The sequence below is a fragment of the Sphingobium sp. ba1 genome (assembly GCF_000743655.1).
Lineage (GTDB): Bacteria > Pseudomonadota > Alphaproteobacteria > Sphingomonadales > Sphingomonadaceae > Sphingobium.
The window spans coordinates 1,111,988-1,131,939 of the sequence record NZ_JPPQ01000069.1 but is presented as its reverse complement, the minus strand read 5'-3'; the positions used below and the strand labels follow the sequence as shown (position 1 = coordinate 1,131,939).

The 19,952-nt window shown below is 62.6% G+C and carries 18 protein-coding genes; 8 read left to right on the top strand and 10 right to left on the bottom strand.

Annotation, left to right across the window (positions count from 1 at the left end; genetic code table 11):
• Positions 1-201: 201 nt before the first annotated feature.
• Positions 202-1,506, top strand: a complete 1,305-nt coding sequence (locus IL54_RS08525; protein WP_037474780.1) for a homoserine dehydrogenase — start codon at positions 202-204, stop codon at positions 1,504-1,506.
• Positions 1,507-1,513: 7 nt separating this feature from the next.
• Here IL54_RS08525 and IL54_RS08520 read toward each other — a convergent pair whose 3' ends face one another.
• Complete coding sequence (locus IL54_RS08520; protein WP_037478163.1) at positions 1,514-1,957, bottom strand: hypothetical protein; 444 nt, start codon at positions 1,955-1,957, stop codon at positions 1,514-1,516.
• A 107-nt stretch (positions 1,958-2,064) separates the two neighbouring features.
• Between IL54_RS08520 and glpX the strand changes: the two genes are divergently transcribed.
• Positions 2,065-3,048 (top strand): class II fructose-bisphosphatase, encoded by a 984-nt coding sequence (gene glpX, locus IL54_RS08515; protein ID WP_037478160.1) that lies wholly within the window; start codon positions 2,065-2,067, stop codon positions 3,046-3,048.
• 19 nt (positions 3,049-3,067) lie between these two features.
• Here the strand turns inward: glpX and IL54_RS08510 are convergent, their stop codons facing one another.
• The 6 genes from IL54_RS08510 to IL54_RS08485 all read right to left on the bottom strand — a co-directional run bounded on the left by IL54_RS08510 (position 3,068) and on the right by IL54_RS08485 (position 10,419).
• On the bottom strand, positions 3,068-3,445 hold the full coding sequence (locus tag IL54_RS08510; RefSeq protein WP_037478159.1) for a MerC domain-containing protein: 378 nt from the start codon (positions 3,443-3,445) through the stop codon (positions 3,068-3,070).
• 74 nt (positions 3,446-3,519) lie between these two features.
• Entirely contained in the window at positions 3,520-5,301 is a 1,782-nt protein-coding gene (locus IL54_RS08505; protein ID WP_037474777.1) for a sensor domain-containing diguanylate cyclase, read from the bottom strand.
• 129 nt (positions 5,302-5,430) lie between these two features.
• The gene (locus tag IL54_RS08500; protein ID WP_037478158.1) at positions 5,431-6,930 is read right to left on the bottom strand and encodes a catalase; all 1,500 of its coding nucleotides are present in this window, start codon (positions 6,928-6,930) and stop codon (positions 5,431-5,433) included.
• A 135-nt stretch (positions 6,931-7,065) separates the two neighbouring features.
• Positions 7,066-7,476 carry an ATP-dependent Clp protease adapter ClpS gene (clpS, locus tag IL54_RS08495; RefSeq protein ID WP_037474776.1) on the bottom strand — a complete coding sequence of 137 codons (411 nt, stop codon included), beginning with the start codon at positions 7,474-7,476 and terminating at the stop codon, positions 7,066-7,068.
• A gap of 119 nt (positions 7,477-7,595) precedes the next feature.
• Positions 7,596-8,540 (bottom strand): phasin family protein, encoded by a 945-nt coding sequence (locus tag IL54_RS08490; RefSeq protein ID WP_037478157.1) that lies wholly within the window; start codon positions 8,538-8,540, stop codon positions 7,596-7,598.
• Between the two features lie 139 nt (positions 8,541-8,679).
• A complete protein-coding gene (locus IL54_RS08485) occupies positions 8,680-10,419 on the bottom strand; it encodes a PHA/PHB synthase family protein (RefSeq protein WP_037474773.1) in 1,740 nt (579 codons plus the stop codon).
• Positions 10,420-10,562: 143 nt separating this feature from the next.
• Between IL54_RS08485 and IL54_RS08480 the strand changes: the two genes are divergently transcribed.
• From IL54_RS08480 to IL54_RS08470, 3 genes are read left to right on the top strand one after another with little or no spacing between them, the layout of a single operon-like run.
• On the top strand, positions 10,563-11,771 hold the full coding sequence (locus IL54_RS08480) for an LL-diaminopimelate aminotransferase (RefSeq protein ID WP_037474771.1): 1,209 nt from the start codon (positions 10,563-10,565) through the stop codon (positions 11,769-11,771).
• A 22-nt stretch (positions 11,772-11,793) separates the two neighbouring features.
• Positions 11,794-12,285 (top strand): DUF2721 domain-containing protein, encoded by a 492-nt coding sequence (locus IL54_RS08475; RefSeq protein ID WP_037474768.1) that lies wholly within the window; start codon positions 11,794-11,796, stop codon positions 12,283-12,285.
• The gene (locus IL54_RS08470; RefSeq protein WP_037474766.1) at positions 12,282-12,818 is read left to right on the top strand and encodes a (2Fe-2S)-binding protein; all 537 of its coding nucleotides are present in this window, start codon (positions 12,282-12,284) and stop codon (positions 12,816-12,818) included. The genes IL54_RS08475 and IL54_RS08470 overlap by 4 nt, the downstream gene beginning before the upstream one ends.
• 4 nt (positions 12,819-12,822) lie before the next feature.
• Here IL54_RS08470 and IL54_RS08465 read toward each other — a convergent pair whose 3' ends face one another.
• Positions 12,823-15,384 (bottom strand): HWE histidine kinase domain-containing protein, encoded by a 2,562-nt coding sequence (locus IL54_RS08465; protein ID WP_037474764.1) that lies wholly within the window; start codon positions 15,382-15,384, stop codon positions 12,823-12,825.
• Positions 15,377-15,916, bottom strand: a complete 540-nt coding sequence (locus IL54_RS08460) for a biliverdin-producing heme oxygenase (protein ID WP_052027609.1) — start codon at positions 15,914-15,916, stop codon at positions 15,377-15,379. The genes IL54_RS08465 and IL54_RS08460 overlap by 8 nt, the downstream gene beginning before the upstream one ends.
• A 228-nt stretch (positions 15,917-16,144) precedes the next feature.
• Between IL54_RS08460 and IL54_RS08455 the strand changes: the two genes are divergently transcribed.
• The 3 genes from IL54_RS08455 to IL54_RS08445 all read left to right on the top strand — a co-directional run bounded on the left by IL54_RS08455 (position 16,145) and on the right by IL54_RS08445 (position 18,519).
• Entirely contained in the window at positions 16,145-17,119 is a 975-nt protein-coding gene (locus tag IL54_RS08455) for an RcnB family protein (RefSeq protein ID WP_237748824.1), read from the top strand.
• Between the two features lie 102 nt (positions 17,120-17,221).
• Positions 17,222-17,899 (top strand): prolyl hydroxylase family protein, encoded by a 678-nt coding sequence (locus IL54_RS08450; protein ID WP_037474761.1) that lies wholly within the window; start codon positions 17,222-17,224, stop codon positions 17,897-17,899.
• A 149-nt stretch (positions 17,900-18,048) separates the two neighbouring features.
• On the top strand, positions 18,049-18,519 hold the full coding sequence (locus IL54_RS08445) for an RcnB family protein (protein WP_037474758.1): 471 nt from the start codon (positions 18,049-18,051) through the stop codon (positions 18,517-18,519).
• A 194-nt stretch (positions 18,520-18,713) separates the two neighbouring features.
• Here IL54_RS08445 and IL54_RS08440 read toward each other — a convergent pair.
• On the bottom strand, positions 18,714-19,952 hold a 1,239-nt coding region (locus IL54_RS08440), incomplete at its 5' end, for a lysine--tRNA ligase (RefSeq protein ID WP_037478149.1).

Here is a 19,952-nt window from a genome sequence, read left to right as displayed (position 1 = left end):
CCGCCCGCGCGGTCCGCACATTGGCCGTGGCTGACGCAGAGGCAGCGCGCGCCGACTATCGCCTGGTGATCGAAGCGCTGGGACCATGCGGACGGACGCGCATAGCGCCGTGATCGAGGAGGGCAGCTTTTGCTTGGACCGTCGGGCGCGGGCGGCTATCAGCCCGGCTTTCATCATCTTCGCCAAGAAAGTGACGCCACCATGACCAATCTGCACCGCCATGCCCCGTTGCGCGTCGCGCTCGTCGGTCTCGGTACGGTGGGCGGCGGGGTCATTCGGCTGCTCAACACCAATGGCGACCTGATTGCCCGGCGTGCGGGCTGTCCGATCCAGATCGTCGCCATTTCCGCGCGCGACCGGAACAAGGATCGCGGCGTCGATCTGTCGCCCTATGAATGGGTGGACGATATGAACAGCCTCGCCACCCGCGACGATGTCGATGTGGTGGTGGAACTGATTGGCGGGTCGGACGGCCCGGCGCTGACGCTGGCGCGCCAGTGCCTGACTGCGGGCAAGCCGTTCGTCACCGCGAACAAGGCGATGCTGGCGCATCATGGGCTGGACCTCGCCCGCCTTGCCGAAAAGGGCGGCATTGCGCTGAAATATGAAGCGGCGGTCGCGGGCGGCATCCCGGTCATCAAGGGGATGCGCGAAGGGGCCGCCGCCAACGAGATCGCCCGTGTCTATGGCATCCTCAACGGCACCTGCAATTACATTCTGACGACGATGGAGAAGGAAGGTCGCGGCTTCGACGAGGTTCTGAAAGAGGCGCAGGAACTGGGCTATGCCGAGGCCGATCCCAGCTTCGACATCGATGGCGTGGATGCGGCGCACAAGCTGACCATCCTTGCGAGCTTGGCGTTCGGCACGGAGCTGGATTTCGACGCGGTCGCCACCACTGGCATCCGCGACGTCATCGCCGCCGACATTGCCGAGGCCGCCGCGCTGGGCTTTCGCATCCGTCTGGTCGGCATGGCGCAGAATGGCGCGGATGGACTGTTCCAGCGGGTGCACCCGATGCTGGTGCCGCTCGACCACCCGCTCGCGCATGTGGACGGGTCGCTGAACGCGGTCGTGGCCGAGGGGAATTTCGTCGGCCGCCTCTTCTTCCAGGGACGTGGCGCGGGCGATGGTCCGACCGCGTCGGCGGTGGTAGCCGACCTGATCGACGTGGCCCGCGACGAATATGGCGATGCCTTCGCCATGCCAGTCGCCGCCCTGACGCCGCAGAATACGGCCGACGCCGGTGCCCGCATCGGCCGCACCTATCTGCGCTTCATGGTGCAGGATCGTCCCGGCGTGCTGGCGGAAATCGCCGCCGCCACGCGCGATGCGGGCGTGTCGATCGAAAGCATGATCCAGCGCGGCGCGCATCAGGAAGACGGCGTGCTGGTCGCTATCGTCACCCATGCGGGCGAGGAACGCTGCATCCGCGACACGCTCGAACGGCTCGCCGGGTCGGACAGCCTGCTCGGCACGCCGATGGTGATGCATATTCTCGACTGAGTGCCGCTCACCGTTGCCCCGTGCCCTTGAAGCGATCGGGCAGTGGGGGCGGTGGGGCGAGGTCAGCATCGGGATCGACGATCGCGGTGATGCTTTTGCCGATCATGTCGGCCGCCTTCAAGACGGACAGGCCACCCACGCAGCCCGCCCCCTGCCCGCCCGATACGCCACAACTGCCTTGCTTGACCGGCGCTGCCGAGGCGCGGGGCGTGTCACCACGCATCGGTGCGTTGCTGTCTGCCTCCTCTCGCGGGAGCGGGAGCCGTTCGCGCGCATTACGCTCCGCCTGGCTCTCCCCGCAGACGACGATGGCGTCCCCGCTACGGTCGCATCGCCGGATCACCTGCGTCTTGGTGCGATAGGCCGCCATCAGCGATTCGGTGTCGCGCGCCAGCGCTGTGCCGGGGTGGCTTGCTAGAAGGACGATTGCAAAGAGGGCCCGGCGAACCATGCGCGCACAAGAGCAAGCGATCATGGCGGCATCATGGCCATGCTGCTCGACAAGGTTGGGGGGACCGCCTATCGCCTGCCCCAATAAGAAAAGGCAGAGGAATGACGATGGTACAGGCAAGTTCGCCCCTTGATCGGGTATTGGTGCTGGAAATGGTCCGCGTCACCGAAGCGGCCGCGATCGCCGCGTCGAAACTGATCGGCCGGGGCGACGAGAAGGCCGCCGATGCCGCCGCCGTCGAAGCCATGCGCTTGGCCTTCAATGACCTCTATATGGACGGCACCGTCGTCATCGGTGAGGGCGAACGCGACGAAGCGCCGATGCTCTATATCGGCGAGAAGGTCGGCAATGCGATCGGCACAGGTCCGCGAATCGACATCGCGCTCGATCCGCTGGAAGGCACCACCATCACTGCCAAGGCCGGACCCAATGCGCTGGCTGTCCTCGCCATTTCCGAGGAAGGTGGACTGCTCAATGCGCCCGACGTCTATATGGACAAGCTGGCGGTCGGCCCCGGCTATCCCGATGGCGTCATCGACCTCAACCGGTCGGCCAAGGAGAATGTCGAAGCCGTGGCCGCCGCCAAGGGTGTGGAGCCGAGCGACATCATCGTGTGCGTCCTTGATCGGCCGCGCCACGAGCGACTGATTGCGGAGTTGCGCGCCATTGGGTGCGGCATCATGCTGATCCCCGATGGCGACGTGGCAGGCGTGATCGCCACCACCGACCCGGAAACGACGATCGACCTCTATATGGGGTCAGGTGGCGCACCTGAAGGCGTGCTGGCCTGCGCGGCGCTGCGCTGCGTCGGGGGTCAGTTCAAGGGTCGGCTGCTGTTCCGTAACGAGGATGAGAAGCAGCGCGCGCGCAAATGGGGCATCACCGACCTCGACAAGATTTATGACCTGAAGGAATTGGCCAAGGGCGATTGCATCTTCGCCGCCACCGGCGTCACCGACGGATCACTGCTCGACGGGGTGAAGCGCCTGCCCGGCGGCAAGCTGACCACCGAAAGCGTCGTGATGCGCGCCAGCACCGGAACGGTGCGATGGGTGAAGGGCGAGCATCGCAACAGCCATAAGCCGCTCTGACGAGCGACGATGGCCGAGCCTAGCGCCCGGCGCGGTGATTGAGGTCGTGACCGAGCGCGAGGATGGCAACGCCGATCAGCGTATAGATGCTTTCCTGCCAGCCATGATCCATCGTCATCGCGCCCGCCATGACGCCAAGGCCGAGCGAACCGATCGCGGCGGGCATCATGAACCGGTGGACCATCGCGCCATGGCCGAGCGCGATCGCGCCCAGCAGGATCGCCAGCACCAGGCCGACCTCATGGAACAGCGGGCTTTCGAAAATGCCCCCGGCGCTGGCCAATACGCCCAGCACGACGGCAGTGACGAAGCAATGCGCGACGCAGAGCCCCGATAGCGCCATCGCAATGCGATCAACGCGACCGGTCAACAGGGATTGGCGAAGGGTCGAGGACATGGACACCACATAGGCCAAGCCAGCGTAGGTTACAACATTACATCGACATTTTTTGTGAAAGCTCGCCGGGCGGTTCAGGCGGCGAGGCGCAGGCAGTTCCGGCCGCTATGTTTTGCGCGGTAGAGTGCCTTATCCGCCGCTTCGAGCATCGCCGATCGCGTGGACGTGTCATCCAGTTCGACCAGACCTGCGCTGAAGGTGATGCCGATATGTTTGCCACAGGACACCGGGATCGGATCGCGCAATAGCGCGCGCAGGCGTTCGCAGAGCAGGCTCGCCCGATCGATATCGCTGTCCGGCAGCAATATCGCGAACTCCTCGCCGCCCAACCGGCCTATACTGTCTTGGGCAGAAAGCCCCGGCGTCAACCGATCGACAAAGGCGGTCAGCACTTCGTCGCCGACACCATGACCATGAACGTCGTTGACCGCCTTGAAATGGTCGATGTCGATCAGCAGCAGGCTGGACCGGACGCCATGCCGGGTCCGCAATATCTCTGCTTCCAGCTTTTCGAGGAAGGCGCGGCGGCTATCCGCCCCCGTCAGCGAATCGCGGGCTGCGACCTGTTGCAGCGCGCGCTGCCGCGCCTTGTGGCGGGACATGTCGCGGATCGTGCTGATGACGCCGCTGGGCTGCCCCCGTTCGTCGACTACCGCGCGCGTGACCATTTCGCACCATTCCATGGCGCCGATCGACAGGAGCGGCCGGAATTCGACCGTGTGGATCGATCCAGGGCGCATCAAGGCGCGACGATGGGCGGCGATCACCTGTGGCCGATCCTGCGGATCGACCAGATCGGCGGCGGATTGGCCGATCAGCAATTCCGGGGCGCAACCGACCTGTTCGAAGGCCGAGGGCGAAGCATAGTCGATTATGCCGGTGACGCCGATGTTTAGCACCACGTCGCCGCTATGTTCGGCGATCGCCCGATAGCGCGCTTCGCTTTCCCGCAACAGTTGGAACAAGCGCCGGCGTCCGTTCAATTCGGCGGCGACCGGCATCGACAGCAGGAAACTGAGCGCCAGATAGAATTGGAACGCCTGTACGCGCGCGCCCATATCGGCGGACACGATCGTCAACGGCCCCCCGCCCGACAGCGTCGCGGTGCCACCGATCAGCGCCAGGATCACGATCGAGGCCGCGGCACCCATATGCCCGACGCGAAAGGCGATCAGGACGAGCGGCAGGAGCGGCGCGAACAGCATCGGATACCGCGCCCAGTAAAAGATATGCACGATGATCAGGGTGAACAGCGCCAGGATGAGGACGGCCTCGATCTTTTCCGCCCTCGACTTGTCCCGCCGCCAGCGGCGCAACTCGCCTTGCATCAGCATCACCAATATCGGCGCGCAGATCAGCCCGCCCAGCGCATGGCCCGTATACCATTGGACCCACGACGCGCCGAACGACACCGGCGTCAACAACGACGCCACCGCCGCCGCCGGGATGCCCGTGATCACATCGGCTACCGCGCACAAAGCCAGGATGAAGATCATCAACGGCCGGGTAGCGCCGATCGTCGGCCGATCCGACAGGAAATGACGGCAGATCAGCGCCACGATCAGCGCTTCGGCCATGTTGATGACGGCCATCGGTATCGCCGCCAGCGGCCCCATGCCGAACAGGCTGGTAGAAAGGGCGCTCGCTATGGCGCAGGCCAGAATGATTGGGGCCCAGCGCCGGACTCGCGTGGTCAGCAGCTTCGCCATCACATAGGCGTTCGCGCCCCAAATGAACGCCAGACCGCCCTCGAAGCGCGACAATAGCAAAGCAAAAGTCGCCGCGACAAAGTAAAGGCTGCCGGTCAGAACCAGCGAAAGCAAAGCGCGGGATAGTCGAGAAGTGGAACGTTGCATGTTCCAACCTGAGATAGAGCGATATCGTTAAAATTTGCTCACGGCTCGTTTTGTCCAACAAAAGTCAAAGAAAGCCCCCGGTGCGCGAACACCGGGGGGAAGACTGGATGGGCGCTATCAAACCGGCTGTCAGGCGGATGCGTCGGCCAGGGTCTGATCGGTGGGAGCGGAGATGGACGGGTTGCGGTCCTTAATCGCCGCACGCGCCGATCGCACGCCTGCGCCATAGTCGGGATGGACCTGATCGAAAAGCTTGCACTGGCGCTCTTCGATGAAGTCGGGGATGTCGCCCATAGCCGCAGCTATATTGGCGAACAGGCGGGCCTTTTGCCCTTCGTCGAAAAAGTTGAACAGCGCGCGAGGCTGGACGAAATCATCATTGCCCTCGCGGTGGTTCCACCGATCCGCGTCGCCCGCAATTTTGAGCGGCGGCTCGTCGAAGCGATGATCCTCGACCGGCCCGCCAAAGCTGTTCGGCTCATAATAGGCCGCCGGATTGGGATTGTTGGGGAAGAAACGCATCGCCCCATCCTTGTGATAATGGTTCACCGGACAGTGCGGCGCATTGATCGGCAACGCTTCATAATGGGTGCCGATGCGATGGCGATGGGCGTCGGCATAGGCGAAGATACGGGCCTGGAGCATCTTGTCAGGCGAAAAGCCGATACCCGGCACGATGTTGGACGGGCTGAACGCCGCCTGTTCGATTTCCGCGAAATAATTGTCCGGGTTGCGGTTCAACTCCATCACGCCGATGTCGATCGGCGGATAGTCCGCATGGGGCCAAACCTTCGTCAGGTCGAACGGGTTGTAGGACGTCTTGTCGGCGTCCGCTTCCGGCATGATCTGGACCTGCATCTTCCATTTGGGGAAATTGCCGGTCTCGATCGCCTCGAACAGATCCTCCTGCGTGGATTCGCGGGTGCGGCCGACGACTTGGGCCGCTTCCTCATTGGTCCAGTGCCGGTGACCCTGCATCGTCTTGAAATGGAATTTCACCCAGAAGCGCTCGCCCGCATCGTTGATCAGCGCAAAGGTGTGGCTGCCATAGCCGTTAATGTGCCGTATGTCGGTGGGCAGGCCACGGTCGGACATCAGGATTGTGACCTGGTGCAGCGATTCGGGCGACAAAGACCAGAAATCCCACATCGCAGTGGGTGACCGCAAATTGGTGCGGGGATGACGCTTTTGCGTGTGGATGAAGTCGGGGAATTTGAGCGGATCGCGCACGAAGAAGACCGGCGTATTGTTACCGACCAGATCCCAATTGCCTTCGGGCGTATAGAATTTCAGCGCAAAGCCGCGCACGTCGCGTTCAGCATCGGCGGCGCCCGCTTCGCCCGCCACGGTGGAGCAGCGCAGGATCATCGGCGTCTGCGCGCCGGGTTGTAGCACCTTGGCCTTGGTATATCGGGAGATGTCGCCGGTGATCGTCAGCACGCCATGCGCGCCCCAACCCTTGGCATGCACGACTCGCTCCGGCACCCGTTCGCGATTCTGGTGGGCCAGCTTCTCGATCAGTTGATAGTCCTGCAGCAGCAAGGGGCCGCGCGGCCCTGCAGACAGGCTATTTTGATTGTCGGCGATCGGCGCACCCGCGCTGGTGGTCATGGTCGGCTTGTCGGCCATCATCATTCTCCTCATCTTGGATGAGGGGAGAATAGGCCCGAATGGCATTTCGACAAAACAGTATATACCGCGCTCGATGATCGATTTTACCGATCAATAAAAGCGCTATGCGCTTTTAGCCATGCACCCGAATGGTCAGGCCTTCTCCAGCGTGCATTGCAACGGATGCTGGTTCTGCCGGGCGAAGTCCATCACCTGGTTAACCTTGGTCTCTGCAACTTCGTAGCTGAAAATGCCGCATACGCCGACGCCGCGCTGATGGACGTGCAGCATGACACGGGTTGCCTGCTCCATGTCCATACGAAAGAAATGCTGGAGCACATGGACGACGAATTCCATCGGGGTATAATCGTCGTTGAGCATCAACACCTTATAAAGCGAAGGTTTTTTGGTGCGCGTACGGGTGCGGGTCGCGATGCCGACGCTGGGGCCGCCAGGGCCTTCGCCTTGGTCGTCCTGGTCCTGACCCGCCATCTTCGCTGGGTCGGCATAGGCTGAGGTGATGCTGTTCATGATGACCAAGAATATGGCGATTTGTCCGGCCATGGCAAGGGGCCGATGGGGCAGGACGGTGCAGCAAACCGGATTTCAGCGTTAACGCGAAAGGGCGCCCTTCCCATCGGGGAAGAGCGCCCTTTCAACTACAGGCAGGAAAGCGCGGGCGCTTAAGCGGCCAGCGACTTCACCTTGTCGGTGACGAGCGTCACGCGCGCGGTCAGCGGCTGGGCGATGTCGCCAGCAACCTTCATCATCGCTTCGCTGTTCTTCGCGGCTTCCTTGGTGAATTCGTCGAAGCTGCTGGAGAACATCTGGCTCTGGAGCTGGAAGAATTCGGTCGGCGTCTTGACGGTCGCGAAGCTCTTGAGGGCGGCGGTCGCCTTCTCGAAATTCTTGCGGCTGTAGTCGACGGCTTCCTGGCTCATCGTTTCCATCGCCTTGGCAGCGATCTTGCCCGATTCGACCATGGCTTCGACATTGCCCTTGGCGATGTCGCTCATTTCTTCGATCGCCTTGGTCGACTTCTCGACGCTGGCCTTCGCCTTCTCATTCATGTCGGCATAGGCGGTTTCGAGCTTGGCCTTGGTGTCCTCGGCGAACTTCTTTCCGGTTTCCATCACGTCGTTCATGATCTTCGTTCCTTCTGTTGCCGGCAGCGGCAGGGTTGCGGTCGTCTTGGCCTTTTCGTCGAGGCTCTTTGGTGTCTCAGCGTCGGGGGCCGCCTCAGCGGCCGCTTCCGTATCGGGTTCGGGCATGGCATCGACGGCCGTCGTTGCAGCGACGATCGCCGCGGGACTGGCGTCTGTTGCCTTCACCGATTTGGCGGATGGATTGGCATCCATCGCAGGCACGGATTTGGCGGACGGATTGGCATCCATCGCAGGCACGGACTTCGCGGACGGATTGGCGTCCATTGCGGGGACCGATTTAGCCGATGGATTGGCGTCCATCGCCGGAACGCTCGATGCCGCCTTGCGCGGGGCAGGTTTCCGAACGGCCGGCGCTGGCTCGATCGCCGCCTCAGCCGCTTTCAATGCTTCGCTTGCCGATAATGTCGCCGAGTCGCTTTTACCGGGCTGGGCATTGCGTCCGGTCTTTGGGGTAACAGCCATGACCATCCTCCGTTTGTTGCACTGCACAATAAGCCCGCGAATAAGAAATTGCAAGATTTATTGTGCAGTGCAACAAAAGTGCCATCTGCGGCCTGTCGCATGTCGCGAACGGCTCGCCGCAGCATGGAGGAGGGTTTGCTTATTCGCCTTTCACATAGCGCCCTGGCGCATCTTCGATCGCCTTGAGCCGCCCCTTGCCTGGCTGGCGCGCGCCCTTGACCGCGACGGTGCGCGAATCGATCGTTTCGAGCCAGCCGCGCCAGTCCGGCCACCAGCTTCCCTTGGTTTCCTTGGCCTGCGCGACGAAGGCGTCGAGCGTCGGCTGGGCTTCGTCGCAGACCCAATATTGATATTTATGGGCGGCGGGCGGATTGATGACGCCCGCGATATGCCCCGATCCCGCCAGCACGAAGCGGATCGGACCGGACAGATTCTCGGTCAGCTTCCAGACGCTTTCCAGCGGCGCGATATGATCTTCCTTGCCAGCCTGAACATAAGCAGGCGTCTGCACCGTCTTGAGGTCGATCGGCGTGCCATCGACACTGATTGCGCCGGGGGTCACCAACAAATTGTCGCGATACAACTGGGTCAGATAGTCGCGATGCCAGCGTGCGGGCAGGTTGGTGGTGTCGCCATTCCAGTAGAGCAGGTCGAACGGCGGATAATCCTGCCCCAACAGATAGTTGTTGACGACATAGTTCCAGATCAGGTCGCGCCCGCGCAGCAGGTTGAAGGTCAGCGCCATGTAGCGCCCGTCGAGGAAGCCGCCGGTCGACAATTTGTCCACCAGCTTCATCTGTTCATCGTCCACGAACAGGGTCAGGTCGCCTGCCTTGCTGAAATCGACCTGGGCGGTGAAGAAGGTCGCGCTCGCCACCTTCTCCGCCTCGCCCCTTGCCGTCAGCAGCGCCAGCGTCGCCGCCAACGTGGTCCCCGCCACGCAATAGCCGATCGTATGGACGCTCTTGACCTTGAGCAGGTCGCGCACCGTGTCGATCGCATCGACTTGGCCGCGCAGGATATAATCGCCCCAGGTCAGATCCTTCATCGAGGCATCGGCGGATTTCCACGATACCAGGAAGACGCTGATCCCCTGATCCACGGCCCATTTGACGAAGCTTTTTTGTGGGGACAGGTCGAGAATATAGAAACGGTTGATCCACGGCGGGAAAATGATCAGCGGGGTTTCCAGCACCGTGTCCGTCGATGGCGCATAATGGATCAATTGGTAGAGCGGGGTTTCATGGATGACCTTGCCCGGCGTCGCGGCGATATTGCGGCCCAGTTCGAACTGGGTACCGTCGGTATGGGTCAGTTGCCCCTTTTCCATGTCGGCCAGCATATGCTGCAAGCCCTTGACCAGATTCTCGCCGCCGCTTTCGATCGTCTTCTGGACCACCGCCGGATTGGTCAGCGGGAAGTTGGAGGGCGACAGCGCATCGAGCATGCCACCGGTGGCAAAGCGCAGCTTGGCCTTCTGCTTGGGGTCCACGCCATCCACCGCATCGGCCAATTGGGTCATATAGTCCGACACCAGCAGATAGCTTTGGCGGATGATGTCGTAGAAGGGGTTTTGGGTCCAGGCCGGGTCGGCGAAGCGGCGATCCTTGCGCGCGGCGGGGCTGTCGGCCGGAACGGGGGCTGGTTCGTCCCGCCACATGCCGCCCGAATCGATGAATCGCTGCCACATCGCCAGCCCTTCGTCGGCAAAGCTCGATTGAATGCGCGCCACGGTTTGCGGATCGAACGGCAGCGTCATGCCCGACGCGCCCGCCGCCTGTTCCAGCATCAATTGCTGGGCGCGACCGATCGCATGCGTCCATTGCTGCATCTGGTCCAGCGTCGGCAGATGCGGCTCCATGACATCAGCTTTTTCCATGGCCACTCTCCTCTTCCTGGCATCATTTCGTCGCGCCGCTTTTTCTGGCGTGGCGCAGGCTGGCCGGTTATAGCCAGATTGTGACGCGACAACGGCGTGCGCCGCACTATTCCCTACCGAGAGCTTTCAGGAAAGCCCCTATAATGTCCGAAGAATTCTACCGCATGAAGCGCCTGCCGCCTTATGTCATCGCCGAAGTCAATGCGATGCGGGCAGCGGCACGCGCGGCGGGCGAGGATATTATCGACCTTGGCATGGGCAATCCCGACCTGCCGCCGCCGCCGCATGTCATCGACAAGCTGATCGAGGTTGTGCGCAAGCCCGACGCCCATGGCTATTCCCAGTCCAAGGGTATTCCCGGCCTTCGCAAGGCGCAGGCCAATTATTATGGTCGCCGCTTCGGCGTCGATGTCGACCCGGAAACCGAGGTCGTCGTGACCATGGGGTCGAAGGAAGGGCTGGCGAGCCTCGCCACCGCGATCACCGCACCGGGCGATGTCGTGCTGGCCCCCAACCCCAGCTATCCGATCCATATGTTCGGCTTCATTCTGGCGGGGGCCACGATCCGGTCGGTGCCGACGACGCCGGACGAAAATTACTTCCGCTCGCTCGACCGGGCGATGGCCTTCACCGTGCCGCGCCCGTCGATCCTGGTCGTCAATTATCCGTCGAACCCGACCGCCGAGACGGTGGACCTGGCCTTTTACGAGCGGCTCGTTGCCTGGGCGAAGGAGAATAAGGTCTGGATCTTGTCCGACCTTGCCTATTCCGAACTTTATTATGACGGCAAACCGACGCCCTCGATCCTGCAGGTGCCGGGCGCGAAGGACATCGCAGTCGAGTTCACCTCGCTCAGCAAAACCTATTCCATGGCGGGCTGGCGGATCGGCTTTGCGGTCGGCAACAAACAGTTGATCGCGGCGATGAGCCGGGTGAAATCCTATCTCGATTATGGCGCGTTCACGCCGATCCAGGCGGCTGCCTGCGCCGCCCTTAACGGGCCGCAGGATATCGTCGCGAAGAACCGCGAGCTTTATCACAAGCGCCGCGACGTGCTGGTGGAAAGTTTCGGCCGCGCCGGATGGGACATCCCTGCCCCGCCCGCCTCCATGTTCGCCTGGGCACCGCTGCCGCCTGCGCTCAAAGAGATGGGGAGCCTCGAATTTTCCAAGCAATTGCTCACCCATGCCAAGGTCGCCGTCGCGCCGGGGGTAGGCTATGGCGAGGATGGCGAAGGCTATGTCCGCATCGCCCTGGTGGAGAATGAGCAGCGGTTGCGGCAGGCCGCGCGCAACGTGAAGAAATATCTCCAGTCGATGGGTATCAACACGCCCGCTAAGGGCGCAGCCTGATCATCAGGCGAACAGGAGCGTGATGAGCGGCTTTATTTCCCTGCCCCAGGTTTCGCAGGTCGCCCAGACGATCCAGCTGGCCGTGGCACCTGTGTTTCTGCTCGCCGGGATCGGCGCATTCCTCAACGTTTGCGCCGCGCGTCTGGCGCGCGTCATTGATCGGGCGCGGGTCGTCGAAAAGGCCGTGATGGTGTCGCGTGGCGAGGAACATGACCGGTTGGTCGGCGAAATTCGTGTACTCGACCGGCGGATGAGCGTGGTCAACGGCGCGATTTTCCTGTGCGTGGCGTCGGGTTGCGCCATCTGCCTGGTCGTGATCCTGTTGTTCGCCTCCGAACTGGTCGATGCCCATCTCGGCACGGCGATTGCCATCCTGTTCATTCTGGCGATGCTGTTGCAGGCAGCGGCATTCGGCACCTTCATTCAGGAAATCCGGCTGGCCGCTCGCACCATCCATATCCGCAACGAAGTCCTCTATCACAAGGCCGAGGCGGAGGAAGAAAACGCGGCATGACCCGCTTCACCGTCAATGACCGGCCCGTGCAATATCGCATGGACCCGGAAACGCCGCTGCTTTGGGCATTGCGCGATGCGTCGAACCTGACCGGCACCAAATATGGCTGCGGCACCGGCGACTGCGGCGCCTGCACCGTGGATATCGACGGCGAAGCGGTCCGGTCCTGCCAGGTCACGATCGGCAAGACCGAAGGGCGGTTCGTCACGACGATCGAGGCACTGTCGCCCGATCGCGGTCATCCACTGCAACAGGCGTTCGCCGCCGACAATGTCTCACAATGCGGCTATTGCATTCCCGGCATGATCATGGCGGCGTCGGTCCTGCTCCGCCGGAGCAATGACCCCAGCGATGAGGATATCGACGCCGCGATCACCAATATCTGCCGATGCGGCATCTATCCCCGGTTGCGTGGCGCGATCAAAAGGGCGGGACGGATCATGCGCGGGGAAGAACGGGTTGCCGCCGCGCCGCCGCCCGGCATCACCCCGGAAAATGCTTCGAAGACGGTGCCAGCGCTCGGAAAACCCTGACTGCTTAGTCGGACGGCGCGATCATCGGTCCCAAGGCCTGAGCGAGCGTCGTGCCCGAATAGGGTTTCTTGACCAGCACGATATGCGCGAACCGTTCGGGCAATTCCAGTCCGTCGCCATAGCCGGTGGCAAAGAGGAAGGGGATGCCCTTCTGTGTCAGCAGGTCCGCCACCGGCAGGCTGGTTTCGTGGCCGAGATTGAAGTCCAACACCGCCAGGTCGATCGACTGGACCATGATCGCTTCCTGGGCGCGACCGACGCTGGCGACCGTCGACACTTCGGCCCCCAGATCGCGCAGCGCATCCTCGCCATCCATGGCGATGATCATATTATCCTCCACCAGCAAGACGTTGCGGCCGCGCAACAGGCAGGGCGTCGCGGCTGGCACCGGCTTGGCCCGATCCCGCGACACGGCTTCGGGCAGGACCGAGACGATATGCCGCGAGGGAATGCAGAAATGCGCTTCGATCCCGGCCAGCCGGTAGTTGATTTCGGCATGTCCCTCCAGATCATAGGGGATCGAGCGTTCGATGACGGTCGAGCCGAAACCCCGGCGCGTCGGCGCGACCACGGCGGGGCCACCGCTTTCGGTCCAGTCCAGCAGCAGGCTGCCATCCTCGTCCACGCGCCAGTCGATCGTCACGACGCCGCTGTCCGACAGCGCCCCATATTTGGCGGCATTGGTCAGCATTTCATGGATGACCAGCGCCATGACGGTGAAACAGCCGGGCGTCAGCAGCACATTGGGACCGGACAATTGCACCCGGTCGCGGCGCTCGCCCAGATAGGCACCCGCTTCCACCTCTATCAGGTCGTATAGGCGCGCAGGGCTCCAGCGGTCGGCTGTGATTTGGTCATGTGCCCGCGCCAGCGCATGGACGCGGCTTTCGAGCGTACCGATAAATTCCTCGACCGTCGCCGCACTATCGCGCGTCTGCGACAACAGGCCACGGATCAGCGAAAGGATGTTGCGGACGCGGTGATTGAGTTCGGCGATCAGCAATTCCTGCTTCTCGTTCGCGCGCTGCCGTTCCTGATCGGCCGAATCGGACAGGCGCAGAACGACTTCGAGCAGGGCCGTGCGCAGCGCTTCTGCCACACGCAATTCGGCGGGGGCAAAGGGTAGCGCTACGCCCTTGACCAGTTGCGACCAGCTTTCGAAGCTCTTGCGCGGGGTCAGGCGTGGGCCGTTGGGGCCATATTCGATATGCTTGTCCTGCTGCCCGGCCCAGCGCACCGAGCGCAATTGTTCGGCCCGGAACAGCACGACATAATCGCGCGGACGACGCGACAGCGGGATCGCCAGCAGTCCGGCTGCGCGGTCGGCATAATCGGCCGCACCCGGCAGCACCGCAGAAAGAGTGTCGGTCGTATAGATTTGGCTGGTCGCCACGCGATTGAGCATCGTGACGATGGCCGAGAAGGCCGCAGGATCGGGCGTCAGGCCGGAAAAGGTCATCTGCCCGTCGATATAGATGCCCACGCCATCGGCCGGAATCGTGTCGAAAATGATGTCGCCAAGCCAGCGGGCATTGGACAGCAGGTCATGATCCTGCGCGACGGCCGCCATCAACCGGTCGGCCACCTGCCGCGCCCTGCCCTCATAGGTGGCGGTTTCGGCGCGCTCGCGGCTTTCGAGCATCATCGAGAAGATCTGGCCGAACAGTTCGGCCGCGCTGCGCTGCGCGAAAGTCGGCAGGCGGGGCGCATAATGGTGGCAGGCAAACAGCCCCCATAATTTGCCTTCGACGATGATCGAGATGGAGAGCGATGCCCCCACCCCCATATTGCCGAGATATTCGATATGGATCGGCGACACGGCGCGGGTGAGGCACAGCGACATGTCGAGCGCCGCTCCGGTGGGATCGAGCGCAGGCACCACCGGAACCGGCACGGCCTTCACATCGGCGATCACGCGGAAGATATTGCGCAGATAGAGGGCGCGGGCCTGCACCGGGATGTCCGATGCGGGATAATGGAGGCCATAGAAACTGTCGACACCAGAGCGCAGCGCTTCGGCGACCACCTCGCCATCGCCGCCCTCCGCAAAGCGATAGACCATGACCCGGTCGAAGCCGGTCAGTGCCCGCACTTGCCGCGCGCCGTCACGCAGGAACGGGGCCATGCCCTCCACCTGCGCCAGCCGGGAGACCATCGAGCGGACGATGCTGCTCGCTTCCATCTCATCATGTGAGGCGGGCTCGCCCTCGATCACGACCAACTGCCCGGAAAAATGCACGGCGATGTCGAACGCCGGGCCGCCGTCCATCAGCGCCAGAGAGAAGATGCGCTCGACCGAATCGGGACCGCGCAGCAGGGTGATGCGGTTGCGCAGCATATGGATCGCATCGGCGGAAAAGACCGCGCTGATCGGCCGCCCCAGCAAGGCTTCGGGTTCGTGGCCGATGAAGGCGGCACTATTGGCTGATACGCGCGACACCAGCCAGTCGGCAGTCAGCGCTATCAGAAAACCGAACGGCTGGATGGTACCAAGCACATGGATCGGCTCGCGATCGCAATTGGTAAGATCGACGGCGAAGTCGGTCGCAGCGTCGGCATCAGCCATGGGCAGCCGCTCGCTCTGCCGTGCCCGCTTGCGAGAAGAGGGCGAAGGCCGCCTGGGCACCCTGCACGGCATCGTCCAGCCAGCCTTCGCCGCCTTCCGCACCGGCGCTATCGAGCGCGTGCTGGAAGGCAAGCCATTCGCCCTTGCCATGGACCGCTGAGAGATAGGCGGTGGGCAGATCAGGTGCGACCTTGCGCGCCAGCATCGCACCGCCAAGCCGCGAGCCTTCGAGCGCGTAGAGCAGCCCCCAGCGATAGCCCTCGCCGGCACGATCCTCCAGTGGCAGGGGTGCGGGCATGACCTGTCCCAGTGCCGCGATGTCGGATGCCAACAGCGGCAGGCGGGGCACCGACGGCCGTGCAACCGGCTCCAGCGCACCCAGAGCGCGGGCATGGGCCGTCAGAAAGCGGCGATAGCTGTCGGGCGAATCCATCGCATGATCAGCAAACAACGCATCGACCTGTCGATGATTGTCTGTCGTTGCGTCGCGCAAGGCCAGGCGGATTGCGCCAACATGGGGGGATTTTTTCACGGCGCAGTCCTATAGCGAGTTCGTGACCGCTGCACTGATCTGGATCAGCTTTTATGCTTGCACAGCACATATCGAACATCGGGCAAGCGATATTTATCAAGATCACAAGATGAACCATAGTCCATGTTCATCATCGTCCAATGCTTTCAAATGGCTGACGAATGGGTTCAGACTTGCGACACGCCGAATGGCATAGTCGTAGAACATCAGGGCGCATTGTGTGCCCACATGAAGAAAGTCCGAACCATGTTCAGGAAGATGATGCTGGCGGGGTTGATGAGCGCGACATTGCTGAGCGGCATCACGCCTGCCTATGCACAAAGTGAGCCGCGCGACCGTGGCAATCGCAGCGAGCGGATGCAACGGCCTGATCGTGGCGCGGGCGAACAGCGGGGCAATCGCATGGTTCGACCGCAAGGCGACCAGTCCTATCGCTGGCAGCAGCGCGGGAACGTAAGCCCGCAAGGGCAGCCACAGATACAGCGTCCGGCCCAGGCACCAAGGCCCGCCGCCGGGATGGCACCCTATCGCCCCGACATGCGGGATCAGCGCCGTGCCGACCCGCGCGTGCGCGCCACGCCTGATCGCAACCTGCCAAGCCAGGTCGTGACCACGCCTGGCCAACGCGACGGATGGCAGGACCGGCGCGAAGAGCGGCGGGACGATCGCCGGGATGTCCGCGCAGACCGCCGGGATGGACGGCAGGACTGGCGTAATGATCGACGCGACGATCGCCGTGATGATCGACAGGATCGGCGCGACGACCGCAGGGACGATCGGCGCGACGACCAGCGGTGGAACAATAACCGTGGCTGGGTAGCGGGCGTCGGCAACAATAATTGGAACAATGGCCGCCGCTATGACGATCGCGCGCGCTGGAGCAACCAGCGGCGCTGGGATAATGGCTGGCGGCAGGATCGGCGCTATGACTGGAACAGCTATCGCAGTCGCAATGGCAACCAGTTCCGCATGGGCCGCTATTATGCCCCGCGCGGATGGGACTATGGCTATCGCCGCTTTTCGGTCGGGATCACCCTGTCCAGTCTGCTCTATGCCAATAATTATTGGCTGAACGATCCCTATGCCTATCGCCTGCCGCCTGCCTACGGCACGCTGCGCTGGGTCCGCTATTATGACGACGCCATGCTGGTGGATGTGCGCGACGGCTATGTCGTCGATGTGATCCACGGGTTCTTCTGGTGACGTGACGAAACTTCCTGAACTGGCCTTCAGGAATCCCTGACCCCGGAGCGGCAACGCTTCGGGGTCTTTTCATGCGCCTGCGGTCTGTGTCAGGAAGCGCCAATGACGGACATAATGGACGATGGCGGCATTGCCTCCCCTGCGCGCGCGCAGATCGGTGCGGACGTGCGCGCTCGGCTGGAACGAAACCCGATGGTCAGCCGCATCGACAGCGACCGGATCGACATCTTTGGACGCCACGGCTTTCTGAGCAGCGCGGAATGTTCGGGTCTGCGGGCGATCATCGACGCGGGCGCACAGCCATCGACATTGTTTTCGGGCAGCGCGAATGCGGACTATCGCACCAGCCATAGCTGCAACCTCGACCCCTTTGACGACTTGGTCCGAACGGTCAGCGATCGGATCTGCGCCTTGACCGGCCTTCCCGCCGACCATGGCGAAACCTTGCAAGGCCAGCGTTATGCGGCAGGGCAGGAATATAAGGTTCATTGCGACTATTTTCCGGTCACCGCGGATTATTGGCAGCGGATGCGCAAGAGCGGCGGACAACGTAGCTGGACCGCCATGATCTATCTGTCAGCCGTGGAAGCGGGCGGTGAAACCCACTTCCCGCATTGCGAATTCATGGTGCCGCCGGTTGAGGGCATGTTGCTGGCCTGGGATAATATGGACCGCACAGGCGCGCCCAACGCCATGAGCCTGCACGCCGCGCGTCCCGTGGAAGCTGGCACCAAATATGTCGTGACCAAATGGTTTCGCGAGCATCGCTGGGGCCACTGAAGCCCGATACAATTTGCGACATAAATGACTGAAAACTGACAGACGCATTCGCGCATCGTTCAGCCGCGGAGCGGCATATCTCTGTGTGTTGGCAGCGGAGCCGGACCTTTTCCTTTCGGTTGAGCCGCCAGACAATATGGAGACGAGATATGCGTAAACTGATCATCCTGGGCCTATTGGCCGCAACGGTTGCGCCGAGCGTTGCATCGGCGCAGTCCGCCCGCGAAGTCCGCCAAAGCCAGCGCGAGTTGCGCGAAGAACAGCGCGATCTGCGCCAGGCGCAGCGCTATGGCGACCGCCGCGACGTGCGCGATGAACGACGCGACGTGCGCGAGGCGCGCCGCGAAGTACGCGAAGACTGGCGCGATTATCGCCGCAGCCATCGCAGCGTCTATCGCGCCGGCAACTGGCGGGCGCCCTTCCGCTACAATCAGTGGAATGCAGGCGCGCAGCTTCGCCCGGCCTATTACAACTCGCGCTATTATATCAGCGACCCCTATCGCTATCGCCTGCCCCGTCCGGGCATGAACCAGCGCTGGGTCCGGCATTATAACGACGTGATGCTGGTGAATGTGCGCAATGGTCGCGTGATCCAGGTGCATCGCGGCTTCTTCTGGTAAGAGTCCGCTGACAGGAGAACGGCCCCAACGCACGAGCGTTGGGGCCGTTTCTCTGGTCTCATCCCTTGGCCGCGCTGCCCGTTGCCGGGCAGGCGCGGCCGATGGCACGCGGGGCGCGCCATCAGTCCGAAAGGGGGGTGGACTGACCCGCAAACGGCCCGTCCGGGCAAATGTTCCAGCGCGAGGCGCTGCCTTTATGCCGCCAGCGCTTCCGCAATCAGAGCGCGGCTGTTGGCGATGCCGTAAAGCGCGATAAAGCTGCCCATGCGCGGCCCCTGATCCGCGCCGAGCAGCGTCTGGTAGAGCGCTTTGAACCAGTCGCGCAGTTCAGCGAAACCGAACGCCTCGTCCTTGCCGATGGCATAGACGATATTCTGGATATCCTCGGCCGATGCGCCTTCCGGCAGCGCGGCAAGTTCCGCATCCAGCCTGCGCAGAGCCGCCGCCTCATGCTCGTCGGGCGCGCGACGTTGCAGCGTGGGGGCCACGAAATCGCGATGATAGGCCAGAGCATGGCCGATCAGCGCGTCCAATTCCGGGTAGGTTTCCGCATTGGCATCAGCGACGTAATTTTTGAGATAGGCCCAGACCTGATCGCGGCTGGCATCCCCCATCACGCCGACAAGGTTCAGCAACAGGCCGAACGTTACCGGCAGCGTGCCGTCCGGCAGCTTGCCATCATGCACATGATGGACCGGGTTGCCGAGCTGCTGCTCGATCGCCTGGTTAGCATAATTGCCGCGAAACTGCCAATATTCATCGACCGCGCGCGGGATGACGCCCATGTGCAGTTGCTTCGCCTTCTTCGGCTCGCGATAAGCATAGAAAGCCAGGCTTTCCTGCGGGCCATAGGTCAGCCATTGTTCGAGGCTGAGGCCATTGCCCTTCGACTTGGAGATTTTCTCGCCCTTTTCGTCGAGGAACATCTCGTAATTGAAGCCTTCGGGCGGCCGTGCGCCCAGCGCGCGACAGATTTTGGACGATTGCGTCACCGAGTCGATCAGATCCTTGCCCGCCATCTCATAATCGACGCCCAGCGCGACCCAGCGCATCGCCCAGTCGACCTTCCATTGCAGCTTGGCTGCCCCGGACAGGATCGATTGCTCGATCATCTCGCCCTCATCCTCGAAACGGATGAGGCCAGCGTCGGCGTCGATCACCTCGACCGGCACTTGCAGGACGATGCCGCTTTTGGGGCTGATCGGCAGTACCGGCGAATAGGTCGCCTGCCGTTCCTTGCGCAGGGTCGGCAGCATGATATCCATGATGGCCTGATAATGGCGCAGGACATTTTTGAGCGCATCGTCGAACGCCCCCGCCTGATACCGGTCGGTGGCGGACACGAATTCATAATCGAATCCGAAACGGTCCAGAAACTCCCGCAGCATCGCATTATTGTGATGCGCGAAACTTTCGAACTTTTCGAACGGATC

Coding starts and splice junctions, on each gene's coding strand:
- IL54_RS08475 (WP_037474768.1), top strand. CDS start 11,794: ATGAGCGGCTTTATTTCCCTGCCCCAGGTTTCGCAGGTCGCCCAGACG.
- IL54_RS08450 (WP_037474761.1), top strand. CDS start 17,222: ATGACGGACATAATGGACGATGGCGGCATTGCCTCCCCTGCGCGCGCG.
- IL54_RS08520 (WP_037478163.1), bottom strand. CDS start 1,957: ATGGTTCGCCGGGCCCTCTTTGCAATCGTCCTTCTAGCAAGCCACCCC.
- IL54_RS08500 (WP_037478158.1), bottom strand. CDS start 6,930: ATGGCCGACAAGCCGACCATGACCACCAGCGCGGGTGCGCCGATCGCC.
- IL54_RS08480 (WP_037474771.1), top strand. CDS start 10,563: ATGTCCGAAGAATTCTACCGCATGAAGCGCCTGCCGCCTTATGTCATC.
- IL54_RS08445 (WP_037474758.1), top strand. CDS start 18,049: ATGCGTAAACTGATCATCCTGGGCCTATTGGCCGCAACGGTTGCGCCG.
- IL54_RS08525 (WP_037474780.1), top strand. CDS start 202: ATGACCAATCTGCACCGCCATGCCCCGTTGCGCGTCGCGCTCGTCGGT.
- IL54_RS08485 (WP_037474773.1), bottom strand. CDS start 10,419: ATGGAAAAAGCTGATGTCATGGAGCCGCATCTGCCGACGCTGGACCAG.
- IL54_RS08490 (WP_037478157.1), bottom strand. CDS start 8,540: ATGGCTGTTACCCCAAAGACCGGACGCAATGCCCAGCCCGGTAAAAGC.
- IL54_RS08470 (WP_037474766.1), top strand. CDS start 12,282: ATGACCCGCTTCACCGTCAATGACCGGCCCGTGCAATATCGCATGGAC.
- IL54_RS08510 (WP_037478159.1), bottom strand. CDS start 3,445: ATGTCCTCGACCCTTCGCCAATCCCTGTTGACCGGTCGCGTTGATCGC.
- IL54_RS08465 (WP_037474764.1), bottom strand. CDS start 15,384: ATGGCTGATGCCGACGCTGCGACCGACTTCGCCGTCGATCTTACCAAT.
- IL54_RS08455 (WP_237748824.1), top strand. CDS start 16,145: ATGAAGAAAGTCCGAACCATGTTCAGGAAGATGATGCTGGCGGGGTTG.
- clpS (WP_037474776.1), bottom strand. CDS start 7,476: ATGGCCGGACAAATCGCCATATTCTTGGTCATCATGAACAGCATCACC.
- IL54_RS08505 (WP_037474777.1), bottom strand. CDS start 5,301: ATGCAACGTTCCACTTCTCGACTATCCCGCGCTTTGCTTTCGCTGGTT.
- glpX (WP_037478160.1), top strand. CDS start 2,065: ATGGTACAGGCAAGTTCGCCCCTTGATCGGGTATTGGTGCTGGAAATG.